Below are 15,943 nucleotides of genomic sequence, written 5' to 3'. Positions count from 1 at the left end.
CATGTCATCTATGTTAGGAACGGCTTCATGAACCTCCGCTCATCTCTCGCCTGCACCTCGAGCGATATCGCCCGCTGGGGACTGCGCTCTGTCCTCAAACGCCAGGGTGGCGTGCTTCCCGGCCGCATCGCCATGAAGATCGACCCCGAGCTGCTAAGCGACCTCGCGAGCCTGGTCGACCGCAGCGTGGTGATTACCGGTACTAATGGCAAGACCACCACCTCCAACCTCATCGCTGACGCCGTTGCTGCCAGCGGCGCTACCGTGGTGTGCAACCGTGCCGGCAACAATATGGAGCCTGGTGTGGTGGGTGCTCTGCTCGAGGCCCGCGGCAGCCTTAAGCACACCAGCAGCGGCAAGCGCGTGGGCGTTTTTGAGTGCGACGAGCTCTACACCGTACGCGTTCTGCCCAAGCTCAAACCGACGTACTTTGTGCTGCTCAACCTGTTCCGCGACCAGCTAGACCGCTACGGCGAGATCGACCATACCCAAGACGTCATCGCCCATGCGTTGGAGCTCTCTCCGACGACAACGCTCATCTACAACGCCGACGATCCGCTGTGCGCCTCGATCGCCGCGCGCGTCCCCAACACGAGCATCGCCTTTGGCATCGACGGCGCCACGGGCACCGAGTCCGACCGCATTAGCGACTCGCGTTTTTGCTCGCAGTGCAACGCCCCGCTGGAATACGACTATGTGCAGTACGGACAGCTGGGCGCCTATCATTGCCCTTCGTGCGGCTGGGGTCGCCCCGCGCTGCTCCGCCGCGTGACGGGCGTTGAGCTCGGCTGCGACGGCTACGGCTTTGACCTGGCCTTTGGACCCGAGGCCAACGCGCCCGCCGTGCACATCGCCACGCGCTACAACGGCCTGTACATGGTCTATAACGTCGCCGCCGCCTTCTTTGCGGCGCACGAGCTGGGCGTGGACGCGGCGCACCTGCAGCCCACGCTTAATGCCTACGTGCCCGCCGGCGGACGCATGGGCCGCTGGGATATTGCCGGCCGCACCGTCGAGGCCAACCTGGCCAAGAATCCCGTGGGCTTCGATCGCCAGATCCAGTCCATTAAAACGGCAGGTGGCAGGCTCTGCGCCTTCTTCCTAAACGATAACGATGCCGACGGCCACGATGTCTCGTGGATCTACGATGTCGACTTCGAGCGCATCGCCGACACGCCGGATCTTGTCGCCTTTGCCGGAGGCACGCGTGCGCACGACATGCAGGTACGCCTCAAGTACGCCGGCATCGACGCCGCCATTATCTCGGACGTCGCGCAGGCAATTGGCGCCATGGCAGACGAGGCCGCCGATGACACCTTCTACGCCGTCGCCAACTACACGGCCTTCCCGCCGCTGGTCAAAGAACTCGACGGGCTGAAGGGTGCCGATGCAGCCACGGTTGCCGCCCGCGCCGCAGTCCGTGCCGACGGCAGCGCTCTTCCTGTCGGTATCGCGCCAGTCGAGCTCTCGCGCCCGCTGCGCATCGTCTACCTGTATCCCGATGCCCTCAACCTCTATGGCGACGGCGGCAACGTCATCGCCCTCGAGCGCCGCTGCGCCTGGCGCGGCATCCCCGTTCGCGTGGATGAGGTCCGCATGGGCGAGGTGCTCGATCTGCATGATGCCGATATCGTCATGATGGGCGGCGGATCCGATCGCGACCAGCTAGCCGTGGCACACGAGCTGCTCGCCCAAAAAGACAAGGTCGCAGCCTATGTTGAGGACGGCGGTTCGCTGCTCGCCATCTGCGGCAGCTATCAGCTGCTCGGCCGTTCGTACTATATGGGCGAAAATCGCATCGAGGGCCTGGGCGTCATTGCCGCCGAGACCGTACGCGGCTCCGACCGCCTGATCGGCAACGTCGCCGTCAAGACCGACCTGGCACCCGAGCCCTTTGTGGGATTCGAGAACCACGGTGGCCGCACGCTTTTGGACGCCGATGCCACGCCGCTCGGAACGTCCGTCGTCACGGGCACCGGCAACAACGGCGACGATGGCTTTGAGGGTCTCATCTACAAGGGTGTCATCGGCACGTACCTGCATGGCCCGGCGCTGCCCAAGAACCCCGAACTCGCCGACTGGCTCATCGCGCACGCCCTCGAGCGCCGTGGCGACACACAGGCCGCCGCCCTGCTGCCGCTCAAACCCCTCGACGACACCTACGAGCACGCCGCCCACGACGCCGCCATGAAGCTCCTCCCCTAACGCCCCAACCACCACAAAGGGGACAGGTACCTTTGTGGTGGTTTTCCAGTTTGCCAACGATATACGCGCCGGCAAAAAAGTCTGCTATACTCTTTCCCGCTGTCCCCATCGTCTAGCGGCCAAGGACGCCACCCTTTCAAGGTGGATATCGCGGGTTCGAATCCCGCTGGGGGCACCACAGAATCTGAGAAGCCCGTTACCAATTCGGTAGCGGGCTTTTTGCTACCCATACGCCGGGATTCGAACCCGACAGGGTGCGGATCCCGGCAAATCGGCGGTAAAACGGGCTTCAAAGCGTCCTTCGCAAACAAAAACCGGGGCCCGCGCGATGCGGACCCCGGCTCAATACCGTGACGATATGTCAGTTACGTTCTACACATAGAACAGGATGTCGTCGTAAGTCGGGACCGGCCAGTAGTCGGCTGCCACGATCTCCTCCATGGCATCCACGGCGGCGCGCAGCGTATCCATAGCGGGAACAACCTCGTGCGCGTACACGTTGGCCTGCTCCTGGCCATCGAGGGTCTCGGCCTTCTGGTGCACGGCGTCGAGAGCCTTGATGGAATCGTTGATGGCGGTGATGCCGTTGCAGAGCTTGTTGAGCGTGTTCTGCTCGCACTGCATGGCAGCGTCGGCACCGGCGGCGCGGATTGTCTCCAGGCCCTTAGCGACCTTGGTGGCATAGGCGGTGATGACCGGGCGATAGGTACGACGTGCCTCGCGAATCATCGTGGTAGCCTCGATGTTCATGAGCTTGTTGTACTTCTCGAGCTTGCAGTCGTAGCGGCACTGGGCCTCGGCGCGGGTCAGAACGCCCGTCTCCTCAAAGAGCGCGATGGCCTTATCGGAAACAAAGGCAGGCAGTGCGTCGGCCGTGGTCTTGTTGTTGGCAAGGCCGCGCTTCTCGGCCTCGACGGGCCACTCGTCGGAGTAGCCGTCGCCGGAGAACAGGATGCGCTGGTGATCGGTCAGGACCTTCTTGCAGTACTCGAGCGCAGCGTCCTGGAATTTGTCCTCGGGCGTGCCCTCAAGTGCATCGGCAAAGGACTTGAGCGACTTGGCCACGGCAGCATCGAGCACCAGGTTGGAGTCGGAGACGTTCTGCTCGGAGCCGCAGGCACGGAACTCAAACTTGTTGCCGGTGAAAGCGAACGGGGAGGTGCGGTTGCGGTCGGTGTTGTCCTGCATCAGCTTGGGCAGGGTGTCGGCGCCCAGGTCGAGCACGCCGCGCGTGGCGTGGACGGAAGCCTTGCCGTCGATGATCTTCTCGACGACCTCGGTAAGCTGGTCACCCAGGAAGATGGACATAATCGCCGGAGGAGCCTCGTTGGCGCCCAGACGGTGGTCATTGCCGGCCGAAGCGACGGAAGCGCGCAGGAGCTCCTGATAGTTGTCGACGGCCTCGATCACCGCGGTGAGGAAGACGATGAACTGCAGGTTGTCGAGCGGGGTGTCGCCCGGATCGAGCAGGTTCTCGGACTCGGTGCCGAGCGACCAGTTGTTGTGCTTGCCCGAACCGTTGATGCCCTCGAACGGCTTCTCATGCAGCAGGCAGACCAGATCGTGGCGGGAGGCGATGAGCTTCATCTTCTCCATCATGACCAGGTTCTGGTCGATGGCCTCGTTGACCTCGCCATAGACGGGGGCGAGCTCATGCTGGCAGGGGGCAACCTCGTTGTGCTTAGTCTTGGCGGGGATGCCGAGCGCCCACAGCTCGTTGTCCAGGTCCTTCATATAGGACGAGACGGTGGGGCGGATTGCGCCAAAGTAGTGCTCCTCGAGCTCCTGGCCCTTGCAGGGAGCGGCGCCAAAGAGCGTGCGGCCGGTGATGACCAGGTCCTTGCGCTTGCGGTAGGCATCCTTCTTGATCAGGAAGTACTCCTGCTCGTCACCCACGGAAGGAACGACCTTCTTGGGGGTCTTGCCAAAGAGTGCCAGTACACGCTTGGACTCACGCGAGAGCGCGGTCATGGAGCGCAGCAGCGGGGTCTTCTTGTCCAGGGCCTCGCCCGTGTAGGAGCAGAAAGCCGTGGGGATGCACAGGACGTCGTCCTTGATAAAAGCAGGGCTGGTGGGATCCCAGGCGGTGTAGCCACGGGCCTCGAAGGTGGCACGCAGACCGCCGTTGGGGAAGCTGGAGGCATCGGGCTCGCCCTGGATGAGGTTCTTGCCCGTAAACTTGGTAATGGCGGTGCCGTCGTGGTTGGGCTCGAGGAAGCTGTCGTGCTTCTCGGAAGTAATGCCCGAAAGCGGCTGGAACCAGTGCGCGTAGTGCGTGGCGCCCTTGGAGATGGCCCAGACCTTCATGGCGTGGGCAACGGCGTTGGCCACATCCAGGTCGAGCGGCTCACCGTCCTCGAGGGTTGCAGCAAGGCGCTTCCAAATGTCCTTGGGGAGGTAGTCCTTCATGACTTCCTCAGAGAACACCATGGTCCCGAAGCGGTCAGTAAGATCGGCCATACGGAACTCCCTTCGTATCGGCACCGCGTGAGATGCGGTGTTGATTACTAACGAACGAGTCATAGCTTAGACTCGCCGTGTTTCCGCGACATTACCGTTATGTTGCTGTCGCGAAACCAATCAATGAGGTTACCGCATCACAGCGGCACTGCCGCCCTTAATGGCCAATCAACTGTATAAATTGCAGACCTCTCCCCATGATTTAAGGGCAGTCAATTTGGGACAGGGCTTTCTTAACTGGTATTTCGCATCAGATACCATTCAATATAGCCCTTTCCTACATTGACCGCTCTGCTATAGGCAATGCCGATAGCAAGGCATCTTTGATTGGTATCCCTAAATCGCGAGTAAAACTCCACCGTGGCACAGCGGTGCTGTAGAATCCTTACAACACATCGCACCCAGGCATCTAAAGGAGCACGATATGCGCGTCGACGAGGTTTTTAAGCAGGCAGCATCCCAGGGCACCACGTCCGTTTCGTTTGAGATGTTCCCGCCCAAGGGTGAGCTTACCCTCGATACGGCTCGCGAGGTGGCAGGCAACCTGTGCAAGCTTTCACCGAGCTTTGTCTCGGTCACTTGTTCCGCTGGCGGCTCGGGTAACGGTGCCACCACCGCCCCCATCGCACATATGATTACGAGCGAATTCGATACGCCCTCGGTAGCGCACCTCACCTGCGTTGGCCGCACACATGCCGATATCGCCGCCAAGATTGACGAGTATCGCTCGGCCGGCGTTGAAAACATCCTGGCCCTGCGCGGCGACCTGCCCGCTGGCGCGACCGAGGACGACAAGCCCGCCTCCGACTACGCCTACGCCCGTGACCTCATCCCCGAGCTCGTCGACGCCGGCTTTTGCGTGGGCGCCGCAGCCTACCCCGAGGGCCACATTGCCTGCGAGGATCTCAACCTCTCGGTCGAGCACCTCAAGCAAAAGCAAGACGCCGGCGCGAGCTTCTTTGTGACGCAGCTCTTCTTTGATAACGAGTGCTTCTATCGCTTCCGCGAGCTTGCCGACAAGGCCGGCATCACCGTGCCTATTACCGCGGGCATCATGCCGTTTATGGGCAAGTCGCAGATCAGCCGCATGGTCTTTATGTGCGGCGCGTCGCTGCCCTCCCCCGTCATCAAGATCCTCGCCAAATACGAGAACGACCCCGAGAGCCTGCAGGCAGCCGGTGTAGATTATGCCGCCCGCCAGCTTTGCGACCTCAAGGAGCACGGCGCCGACGGTCTGCACCTGTACACTATGAACCGTCCTGCAATCGCCGCGACCATTATGGAGCGTCTGGGGTAATGGAAAAACCGCACATCGATACAACCGTTGTTAAAGTGCCGGCCGACCTTGCGTCGCCGGCGCTTTACCGTATCGACGCTGCCCACCATCCTCGTGTCGACCGTGCCGAGATGCTGCGGTATCTGGGCTACGGCGGCCAGCAGATTGAGCCCGAGCTAGCGCAGCGTATTGAGCTTGTCGTTGAGCGTCTGGAGCTGGACATTGAGCCCCGTGGCGTGCGCCGCATATTTGCCATCGATGCCACGGGCGTCGATGAACAGGGCGAGCCCTGCATTCGCTTAGTCGGCACCAACGTTGAACTGCGCGGTCGCGATATCTATCGCCACCTCAAAGACGCCCGCTTTGCCGCACTCATGGCATGCACCCTCGGCATGGACGCCGAACGCCGTCTGCGCACCACGGGAGCTCAGCAGCCCCTAGAGGGAGCCGTGCTCGACGCCGCATGCTCCGCCTACGTGGAGGCCGCCGTCGAGCAGATGGACCAGCAAGTCAAGGCTGCGGCCGCTGCACACGGACTCGCCGGTAACTGGCGCTTCAGTCCCGGCTATGGCGACTGTCCGCTCTCGGCCCAGCGCTCGATCGTGGCTGCACTCAACGCCACGCGCCTCATTGGACTTACCGTCACCCCCACCAGCCTGCTCATGCCCACCAAGAGCGTGACCGCGGTGATCGGCCTGTTTGACGGCGAAGTCCACGACGCCCAGAGCCGCCCCACCTGCAATATCTGCCGCATGCGCGAGCACTGCCGCTTCCGCGCCGCCCACACCACCTGCTATTCCAGCCATTAGGAGCCCCCGATGTTTACTCCGCTTATCACTCATGATCTGGACGGTGCCGCGCTGGCGGCACCCGTTGATGCTGCCCGCCGCAGCGGCGATGCATACAAGACGCGCACGATCGACGACCTTCGCATTAAGGATGACCGCCTGCGCGCCGCCATCGAGGGCACGGGACACCTGCTGTTCGACGGCGGCATGGGCACCATGCTGCAGGCGGCCGGCATGAAGGCCGGCGCCCTGCCCGAACTGCTCAACTTTGAGGAGCCCCAGGTCATCACCGATATTCAGCGTCAGTACGTCGAGGCTGGCTGTGACGTGATCACCGCCAACACCTTTGGCGCCAACGCCCACAAGCTCGACGGCGCCGCCACCGTGGCAGACGTCTTTGCCGCGGCAGTCACCTGCGCCCGCGCGGCCGGCGCCCACTACGTCGCCGGCGATATCGGCCCCATCGGCGCGCTGCTTCGCCCCTTGGGTACCCTCAGCTTCGACGAGGCCTATGACCTCTTTGCCGAGGAAGTGCGCGCCGGCGTCGCCGCGGGTGTGGACCTCTTTATTATAGAGACCATGACCGACCTTGCCGAGATCAAGGCGGCCGTCCTCGCCTGCCGCGAGAACTCCGACCTGCCCGTCTTTGCCACCATGACCTTTGAGGAAGACGGTCGCACCTTCCTGGGCACGAGTCCCGAGGTTGCCGCCATCACGCTCGATGCCATCGGCGCCGATGTCCTGGGCATCAACTGCAGCCAGGGCCCGGCCGAGCTCCGAGAACTCGCCGCGCGTATGCTCACCGTTACGGACAAGCCCGTTATGGTGCAGGCCAATGCGGGACTGCCCCGCGTGGACGATGACGGCAATACCGTCTTTGATATCCAGGCACCCGAATACGCCGAGGCCGTCGCCGGCATGATTGAGGACGGCGTGAGCGTCGTGGGCGGCTGCTGCGGCACCACGCCGACGCACATGGCGGCACTTCGCACCCTCATCGTCAACCACACGCCCAGCCCGCGCCACCGCAAGCCCAGCATGTCGGTCACAAGCGCCCAGACGGTCGTGGACCTTCCCTGCGACGGCCACAAGATCGCCGTCATCGGCGAGCGCATCAATCCCACCGGCAAAAAGCGCCTGCAGCAGGCCCTGCGCGACGGCGATCTGGACTACGTCGTAAGTCAGGGCATCAGCCAGCAAGAACAGGGCGCCGATATCCTGGACGTTAACGTGGGCCTGCCCGAGATCGACGAGGTCAAGATTATCCAGCAGGCCACCGAGCAGCTCCAGGGCTCCACGCTCCTGCCGCTGCAGATCGACTCCACCGATCCCGCCGCTGTCGAGGCCGCCGTACGCCGCTACGCCGGCAAGCCCATCATCAACTCGGTCAACGGCAAGCAGCAGATCATGGATGAGATCTTTCCGCTGGTCGCCCACTATGGAACCAACGTCGTCGGCCTCACGCTCGACGAAGGCGGCATCCCCGATACCGCCGAGGCTCGCTTCGCCATCGCCGAGCGCATCGTGGCCGAGGCCGCCCGCTACGGCATCGGCCCGGACCGCATCCTCATCGACTGCCTGGTCATGACCGCCTCGACCAATCAACGCCAAGCCGAACAGATCCTGCGCGCCATGTCCCTGTGCAAGGAGCATCTGGGCGTCAAATGCGCGCTTGGCGTGTCGAATATCAGCTTTGGCTTGCCCGCCCGCCCGCTGCTGGGCTCGGTCTTTTTGGCCGCCGCCTTCGGCGCGGGCCTGGACGCCCCCATCATGAACCCGGGTTCCAAGCGCTTTATGGACACCGTCTACAGCTATCGCGTGCTGAGCGTTGAGGACGAGGGCTCGACCGGATACATCGAGCGCTACGCCGGCTGGACCGATCCCTATAAGATCGCCGCAAACCCGGCAGCCGCCCAGGCCGCCTCGAGCGACGCCGCGCCCGCTGCCGGCGCCTCCGGCACCGACGGCAACGACGACCCCATCCGTCGCATGGTCGTCTCGGGCCGCAAGGGCGAGATCGCGGCCGAGACCGAGCGCCTGCTGGCCGACCACGACGCCATGGACCTCATCAATAACCACTTTATCCCCGCCCTCGACGAGGTCGGCGTCCTCTTTGACCAGGGAAAGTTCTTCTTGCCGCAGCTTATGGCATCGGCAGAGGCGGCACGCATGGGTTTTGACACCATCAAGCGCCTGATGCCCGCCGACGAGATTGCCGACAAGGGCAAGATCTGCGTGGCCACCGTCAAGGGCGATATCCACGACATCGGTAAGAACATCGTCAAGATGCTGCTCGATAACTACGGCTACACCGTCTTTGACCTTGGCCGCGACGTCGATCCGCAAGAGGTGCTCAAGACCGTACGGGAGCGTGACATCAAGCTCGTCGGCCTCTCGGCGCTTATGACTACCACCGTCGTGGCCATGGAAGAGACCATCAAGCTGCTTCATGCCGAGGTGCCGGGCGTCAAGATCATCGTAGGCGGCGCCGTACTCACCCCCGAATACGCCAAGCAGATCGGCGCGGACTACTACGCCAAGGACGCCGCCGAGAGCGCTCGTATCGCCGAAGAGGTCTTTGGGCAGTAACACAACGGAAACAACCAAGCACCAAAACGTGCCGCACTCGCCACTTGGCACGTGCGGCACGTTAGAATAGAAAAGACTATGCTCGTTTTGGCAGATAGGAGCGCAAGGATGGCGATCACGCCCGCAGAAATCGCGGAAACCCGCGGCATGGTTGAGGAGCAGAACCTCGACATCAGGACCATCACCATGGGTGTTTCGCTCATGGGTTGCGGTGACGAGAACCTCGACCGCATGTGCACGAAGATCTACGACCACGTGACGCACACGGCTGAGCATCTGGTCGAGACCGCCGAGAACCTCGAGCGCGAGTACGGTATCCCCATCGTCAACAAGCGCGTCTCCGTCACCCCGGTGGCGCAGATCGCCGCGTGCTGCAAGGATGAGGACCTCACCCCCATCGCGCATGCCCTCGACCGCGCGGCAGAGACGCTCGGCATCGATTACCTGGGTGGCTTCTCCGCACTCGTCCAGAAGGGCATCGGCGACGCCGATCGCCGCGTCATCCAGTCCATCCCCCAGGCGCTCGCTACCACGAGCCGAGTCTGCTCCAGTGTCAACGTCGCTAGCCTGCGCGCCGGCATCAACATGGACGCCGTGCTTATGGCCGCCCAGACCATCATCGATGCCGCTAAACTCACGGCCGACCAGGATTCCGTCGGCGCTTCCAAGTTTGTCTGCTTTGCCAACATGGTCGAGGACTCCCCGTTTATGGCGGGCGCCGTCCACGGCGGTGGCGAGGCCGACGCCGTCATCAACGTAGGCGTCTCGGGCCCCGGCGTTATGGCCGCAGCCCTGGAGACGCTGCCCGATTCCGCATCGATGATGGAAGTCGCCGAGAAGATTAAGCAGACCGCCTTTAAGATCACCCGTGCCGGTGAGCTCATGAGCCGCGAGGCCGCCCATCGCCTGGGTGTCGAGAAGGGCATTGTCGACCTGTCGCTGGCTCCCACGCCTGCCATCGGCGACTCCGTCGCACGCATCCTCGAGATCATCGGCGTGGGCACCTGTGGTGGCCCGGGCACGACCTGCGCGCTCGCCATGCTCAACGATGCCGTCAAGAAGGGCGGCGTCATGGCCAGCTCCAGCGTGGGCGGTCTCTCCGGCGCCTTTATCCCCGTATCCGAGGACGCCGGCATGATCGCCGCCGTCGAGGCCGGTGCACTTTCGCTCGAGAAGCTCGAGGCCATGACCTGCGTGTGCTCCGTTGGCCTGGACATGATCGCCATCCCCGGCGACACCCCGGTCGAGACCATCGCCGGCATCATCGCCGACGAGATGGCTATCGGCGTCATCAACAACAAGACCACGGCCGTCCGCGTGATTCCCGCCATCGGCAAGGGCGTGGGCGACTGCGTCGAGTACGGCGGCCTGTTCGGCCGTGCGCCCATCATGCCGGTGAACCCCAACGCCGGCACCGTGCTTGCCCACCGTGGTGGACGCTTCCCGGCACCGCTGAACTCGCTCAAGAACTAGCCCAGGGATACGAGGCGAGGAACCCCGGGAAGGGCAAATATATAAGGTCGCCTGCTCGGACAGTCCTGACTCGCACGGAGAGCACATTAAGTGCTCTCCGGCTCGTGCGGAACTCGCGATCGACCTTATATATTTGCCCTTCCCGGGGTTCCCGCACATCTCAACCTTGGCTGAGTTCTGTCCCATGTTGCAGTTGCTTCGCTCCTGCACCACATGGTTGATACGGCGGTTTGGCGTTGGATCGGTTCTTTCTGATATATGCTGGTTGCGGCTCTTCTTTTGGGAGGAGTCGCTTTTTTGTTGTGAGGGGGATGGCCCGTGGCTGATGATTTGATTCGCTCTGAGCTTCTTTCTGCTGATTGGAATGGCGAATGGATGCGCCTGCAGGCTGGTCGGCGGCGGGCTGATGATTCTTTTGAGTGGGATAAGCGGGCTCGGCATTTTCGGCCGCTTGAGACTGCTCCGTATGCCTGGGATTTTATAAAGCTGTTGGCGTTAAAGCCTGGCGAGTCGGTGCTTGATATGGGGTGTGGGGCTGGGTCGATTGCCATTCCGCTTGCTCAGGCTGGGCATCCTGTGATTGCTGCTGACTTTTCCCCTGCTATGTTGGGCACGCTTGATGCTGGCATTGAGTACTATGGACTCGAGGATCGCATTACACCGCTTGAACTTGCTTGGGATGATGACTGGGATTTGGTTGGACCGGTCGCGAAAGCGGTAGATGTTGCCTTTGCCAGTCGTTCTGTCACCACGACCAACCTAAAAGGCGCGCTTGCCAAGCTTGATCGAACGGCTCGTCGGCGTTGTGCTGTCACGATGGTCGCCAACTCCAGCCCGCGCTATGACCTGCACCTGATGAACGCCATCGGTGCCTCGGTTACCTGCAGTAATGGCTTTGTGTATGCCTTTAATATCCTCATTCAGATGGGGGCGCTGCCGCAGGTTACATACTTCGAATCGCCCCGTCGCGATACTTTCGATAGCCTTGAGGCGGGCGTGGCGGACTTCTCCCGCATGCTCGAGCACGGTAACGAGGATAAGATCGACCGTCTGCGCGACTACGTCGCTCAGCATATGATTGAGAATCCCCGTGCTGGCGAGCCGGGGTCCAAAGGAGTGCCGCAGGGACGCTATATGCTCGACCATATCCGCAAGGTCCGTTGGGCGTTTATTGCATGGGAGCCGGTCTCTTCGAGCCGTCCATAGACCGCTTTCGGCCGTCGTACACGTCCGCCTGTAACCCGCGCCGTTCTCCCGCTCGGCATCCGCATTCTTTTTGAACTGGGCAAACACGCCCCACACCGCGCCGTTCCTGCGCTATCGTGGGACAGCTCACGTAGATTAAGGCCCCATCGCGGGGCGCCCCATAACATAGAAAGCGAGAACCCATGGCACTGACAGGAGCCCAGGTCAAGCAGCTTCGCAGCATGGCCCATCACCTCAACCCCGCCATCATCATCGGCAAGTCCGACATCAACGAGGGCACCGTCGAGCAGACGGTCGCCTACCTGGAGAAGCACGAGCTCGTTAAGTGCTCCGTACTCGATGGTTCCAGCCTTTCTGCCCGCGAGGCCGCCGAAGATCTCGCCGATCGCTGCCACGCCGAGGTCGTCCAGGTCATCGGCCGCAAGTTCTCGCTGTATCGCGAGTCCTCGCGCAAGGACATCGAGAAGATTAAGCTCGTCTAAGAGCCGACGATCCGGCGAGCCAACATACATCAAGCTTGCGAGCGTCCGAGCAATTCGGGCGCTCATTTTTTATCGCTCGACGAGCACGCGGTTAAGCCTGCCCTCTACCAAGCGCTCGTACAGACGCCGCGTCTCGGGCTCGGGCACGCCATTGACCTGCTCCCTTAGATGGTGCATATGCCCGCTGTACAGCTCGACGATATCGCGCCGCCGCCCCGCCGCACTGTAGACGCGCATGGCGCAGCGCACCATATCCTCACGCGCTGTTTCCTGCCGAAGCCCCGACTCCGCCAGCCAAATCGCCGACTGCAGATCGTTTTCTTCTAGAGCGGCATTTGCTCCCTTAATCATGCAATCGATGTACTTTGACTGCATAATGCGTCGCATACGCAAAAAGTAGGTGGGGTTACAGCCATTGGGAACATACAGCGGTCCGGCATAAAGCTGCTCAATCTTAAGGCACAGTTCAACTAAATGGGGCCCGCGCGCACCCGTGCGATTTCCCAAAACCTCGCGGCTTATCTGGTCAAACAGCCGTACATCGGTCTTGACGTAGTCGCCGTTGAGTCCGATGCATTCATTTTGGATGAGCACACACGACTTGCCATCCGGCGTCGGTCCCAAAGCCGACCGCAAGCGCGATATAGTCGAGTACAGGTTGTTGCGGGCGCTATTGAACTCGGCATGGGGCCACAGCTCCATGGCCAGCGTCTCACGATCGACGAGCGCATCCATGCCCAGCGCAAGCCGCTCGGCAAGTGTCGCCGCCTTCTTGCGCCGCCACATTTTGTCCGTGATGGGAAACCCATCGCGCTCGGCGCGAAACGCACCAAACATGCGAATCTCGATATGGTCGATGGTATCAACGGCTTCAACCTCGCCGGCCTGGAACAGGCGCTCGCCCTCCCCTTCCAGATCGTCGCGCAGCGAATACCGCGATAACTCGCGCACGGGAAGCTTCTTGCGAATCCTGGTCGCCGGCTCGCCCAGACAATGCATGGCAAGGCGCGCAAAGAGCCGATACGATGGCTCCAGAATCCCCGCACGATTCATGGACATCCAGGCCGCAAGATCGCTGTCTCGGCCCGCACAGGCCAAATGCAGCGCCACCATCCAGGCCTCCGCTCCACCAACCTGCGTCTGGCTTATATCGAGCAACTCCGCTTCCTCGCGCACCGAAACCATCGAGGTGTTACGCAGATACGCCGCGCGCTCCAGCAGCAATGCGTTATCGCGCATGTACGCAATCGACTCCTCGGCAAGTTTGAGCACTTGGACCGCACGAAACTTTGCATTAACCGGCCGTCCCTCTGCCAGCGACTGCCAGCCTTCTAGCAACAGGCCAAACAGCTGAATCTGGTTGTCGCGCATGCGCACGGCAAAACGATCGAGCTCGTTGAATGCCGCGTCGTCGGTTACCGGCAGGCCGGAAAGGAGCCGCCGTGCCGCCAACACCATGCGCACCCAGATAGCCATCGCCTTAAGCCCACGTACGTCGAGCGCCTCCCGCACCACCGTCATCTCGTCGTCGCGCTCGTCGGTTCCCGCAAACGACCCGTCAAAAAGCTCCACCAGCATGCTATCGGCCCGTATAACAATCCCCGCGATGTCGAGCTCACAGTCGTAGGCCTTGCTCGTTTTGAGCTGCTGTAGAACGCCGCCGTCATCTCCCCGCTCGGTCAGGCAGCGCTTGACCTCGATATGTGCGGACAACATATCGAGTGCGGTATGGGATGTCTCGATTTCTGGCACGGCCAGGTTCGTAGGAAGCCCAAGCCCGTTGTCCCCATAGCAAACAGCCGTCAGTGTCTGGGCCACCCTCCATGAAACAGGGTCTATTTCGCAGGCCGCCCGTTCGCCCCCGCGCTCGATGACCGATGCCATATAGCGAGCGAGCTTTGTATTGGACACGCTGACCGCTGCCAGATATACGCCAAGCGCCTCGGCAGGCGTTGGCTCTGGAGCCGGATCCTCGGCATCGATCGTGCCCAGCGCTGCTCGGCAGATATCGGCCCCGTGCCCCGTCAGAGCCAGATCGACCCCATACTGCCCAGCAAGTTCAAGGACCGCATCACGGTCCAAAAAGGCGTCCGCCAGGCCCATCGCCGCATCGCATCTACCCGCCTTAAGCAAAATCCGGGCCGCCCTCGGAACAAGTTCGGGGCGAACCTCGGCCACCAACTTACGCAAGCGCAAGCGTCCGTTATCCTCCGTGCCCAGACACGTAAAACTCCGCTCGGCGGGGTCCAAGCCAAAGATCGGGTAGTCGCGTACAAAGTAGGACTGGTCGACCATCGACAGCCTCACCCCGCAAGCCTCGAGTTCTGCGATATTGCCCTCGCCCATCAAAATCATGAGACATGCCACGCAAAACAGCGCATTATTGTCGAGCGAAGCCAGATCGACAAGTGCCGCGCCATATACGTTGACAATCTCGTTTTCGAGCAGACCGGCTACGTCGCCTTGGCTATACAGACCCGTCTGCAATGCCGAAACGAGCTCGGGCACGCCCTGCGTGAGCTGATAAAAGTCGAGCGATGTGCTGATCGAAAACGCCGATGCCCACGCCGAATACTCATAGGCATGCACCTTGAGCATCTGCGCATTGATCTTAACCGAATCGCCCAGCCCATGAATCAGTTGACGATTTGAAGGACGGCAGGAGATAAAGACCCCTACCCCCATAGCGCGCAGGCCGCGAATCCTGTCGATGAGGTCTTCGGTATCGTGCTGATCGAGGTTTGGCACATTATCAATCGCGATAAGGGAGTGCGGTTTGTCTTTGAGTTCTTCGGTAACCACCTCGAGCTGCATAAACACCTCGCGCCCAGTGGCGCGATCGGCCTCGATAATCCGCACAGGGCCTCGCGTCGGGTCGCATTTAACCTCATGGGTGTACTGCAGCAGCACCGAGGTCTTCCCAAACCCGTCGGGCGCATAGAGAACCACGATGCCGGCCTTTCGGCCCTTGGCGAGAAGCTCATTCATCAAGCGTTCGCGTCGCACCATATAGCCTCCGCCCAGCGGCATCAGCTCGAGGTCGTCTATACTGCTCAAATCGTTTACCATGCCCGCTCCTCAACTCGACCGTATGGACACTGTAACCGCAAGACCATACAAGCCGCGCTATGAATAGAGCGACCTTGTGTTTGAGGTTGTCTTTTGGTACGCAAGCGGCAAGTTTTTGTACAGCGAGGGCCGATTGTTATTAATCCCCCGACTAATCGGTCTTTAAGCAGGTAAATGAGCTTGTCAGCTTGTCCCATCCAAGCGGCAGTGTAACGCAAATGAACAAGGTTCAGCCATGTCATTCAACTCGCCTAGCACCCGCTACCGTCTACGACCTTTTAGTGGCATTTTTGCATAGAATCTGGTATGGAATGAATCAAGCTGTTTGACATCCGGCATTCGTCAAGCTTGCGGCAAGATTTTGGTCAAGCGGGCGGAAAGGGATAGCAAAAAGG

The 15,943-nt window shown here is 61.4% G+C and carries 9 protein-coding genes and 1 tRNA gene; 8 read left to right on the top strand and 2 right to left on the bottom strand.

Features of this window, described 5'->3' with window-relative positions:
• Positions 1 to 27: 27 nt before the first annotated feature.
• Both DW645_RS10085 and DW645_RS03150 read left to right on the top strand, forming a co-directional pair.
• Positions 28 to 2,205, top strand: a complete 2,178-nt coding sequence (locus tag DW645_RS10085; RefSeq protein WP_233540622.1) for a MurT ligase domain-containing protein — start codon at positions 28 to 30, stop codon at positions 2,203 to 2,205.
• 101 nt (positions 2,206 to 2,306) lie between these two features.
• Positions 2,307 to 2,383: transfer RNA gene (locus DW645_RS03150), tRNA-Glu, on the top strand.
• A 194-nt stretch (positions 2,384 to 2,577) separates the two neighbouring features.
• On the opposite strand, the gene DW645_RS03145 is transcribed toward DW645_RS03150, so the two are convergent.
• On the bottom strand, positions 2,578 to 4,665 hold the full coding sequence (locus tag DW645_RS03145) for a glutamine synthetase III (protein ID WP_117786380.1): 2,088 nt from the start codon (positions 4,663 to 4,665) through the stop codon (positions 2,578 to 2,580).
• Between the two features lie 424 nt (positions 4,666 to 5,089).
• Here DW645_RS03145 and DW645_RS03140 point away from each other — a divergent pair, with 424 nt between their 5' ends.
• The 6 genes from DW645_RS03140 (at position 5,090) to DW645_RS03115 (ending at position 12,479) form a co-directional block, all read left to right on the top strand.
• The gene (locus tag DW645_RS03140) at positions 5,090 to 5,962 is read left to right on the top strand and encodes a methylenetetrahydrofolate reductase (protein ID WP_117786381.1); all 873 of its coding nucleotides are present in this window, start codon (positions 5,090 to 5,092) and stop codon (positions 5,960 to 5,962) included.
• On the top strand, positions 5,962 to 6,750 hold the full coding sequence (locus DW645_RS03135; RefSeq protein ID WP_117786382.1) for a hypothetical protein: 789 nt from the start codon (positions 5,962 to 5,964) through the stop codon (positions 6,748 to 6,750). Before DW645_RS03140 ends, DW645_RS03135 begins: the two co-directional genes overlap by 1 nt.
• Before the next feature lie 9 nt (positions 6,751 to 6,759).
• Entirely contained in the window at positions 6,760 to 9,318 is a 2,559-nt protein-coding gene (locus DW645_RS03130) for a homocysteine S-methyltransferase family protein (RefSeq protein ID WP_199575546.1), read from the top strand.
• A gap of 108 nt (positions 9,319 to 9,426) precedes the next feature.
• Positions 9,427 to 10,791 carry a PFL family protein gene (locus DW645_RS03125; protein WP_035136908.1) on the top strand — a complete coding sequence of 455 codons (1,365 nt, stop codon included), beginning with the start codon at positions 9,427 to 9,429 and terminating at the stop codon, positions 10,789 to 10,791.
• A gap of 318 nt (positions 10,792 to 11,109) precedes the next feature.
• Positions 11,110 to 11,997 carry a methyltransferase domain-containing protein gene (locus tag DW645_RS03120; protein ID WP_233540702.1) on the top strand — a complete coding sequence of 296 codons (888 nt, stop codon included), beginning with the start codon at positions 11,110 to 11,112 and terminating at the stop codon, positions 11,995 to 11,997.
• A 182-nt stretch (positions 11,998 to 12,179) separates the two neighbouring features.
• Complete coding sequence (locus DW645_RS03115; RefSeq protein ID WP_117786383.1) at positions 12,180 to 12,479, top strand: YhbY family RNA-binding protein; 300 nt, start codon at positions 12,180 to 12,182, stop codon at positions 12,477 to 12,479.
• A 69-nt stretch (positions 12,480 to 12,548) separates the two neighbouring features.
• Here the strand turns inward: DW645_RS03115 and DW645_RS03110 are convergent, their stop codons facing one another.
• Complete coding sequence (locus DW645_RS03110) at positions 12,549 to 15,548, bottom strand: BTAD domain-containing putative transcriptional regulator (RefSeq protein WP_118226253.1); 3,000 nt, start codon at positions 15,546 to 15,548, stop codon at positions 12,549 to 12,551.
• Between the last annotated feature and the right edge of the window lie 395 nt (positions 15,549 to 15,943).

This window comes from Collinsella sp. AM23-17 (assembly GCF_003470945.1).
GTDB classification, from domain to species: Bacteria; Actinomycetota; Coriobacteriia; order Coriobacteriales; family Coriobacteriaceae; genus Collinsella; species Collinsella aerofaciens_O.
Note: the sequence above shows the minus strand (reverse complement) of the source record. Positions and strands in the feature narration are given on the sequence as shown.

Bases quoted from the DNA above. Each gene is read 5' to 3' on its own strand.
- DW645_RS10085 (WP_233540622.1), top strand. From the start codon at position 28: ATGAACCTCCGCTCATCTCTCGCCTGCACCTCGAGCGATATCGCCCGC.
- DW645_RS03145 (WP_117786380.1), bottom strand. From the start codon at position 4,665: ATGGCCGATCTTACTGACCGCTTCGGGACCATGGTGTTCTCTGAGGAA.
- DW645_RS03140 (WP_117786381.1), top strand. From the start codon at position 5,090: ATGCGCGTCGACGAGGTTTTTAAGCAGGCAGCATCCCAGGGCACCACG.
- DW645_RS03135 (WP_117786382.1), top strand. From the start codon at position 5,962: ATGGAAAAACCGCACATCGATACAACCGTTGTTAAAGTGCCGGCCGAC.
- DW645_RS03130 (WP_199575546.1), top strand. From the start codon at position 6,760: ATGTTTACTCCGCTTATCACTCATGATCTGGACGGTGCCGCGCTGGCG.
- DW645_RS03125 (WP_035136908.1), top strand. From the start codon at position 9,427: ATGGCGATCACGCCCGCAGAAATCGCGGAAACCCGCGGCATGGTTGAG.
- DW645_RS03115 (WP_117786383.1), top strand. From the start codon at position 12,180: ATGGCACTGACAGGAGCCCAGGTCAAGCAGCTTCGCAGCATGGCCCAT.
- DW645_RS03110 (WP_118226253.1), bottom strand. From the start codon at position 15,548: ATGGTAAACGATTTGAGCAGTATAGACGACCTCGAGCTGATGCCGCTG.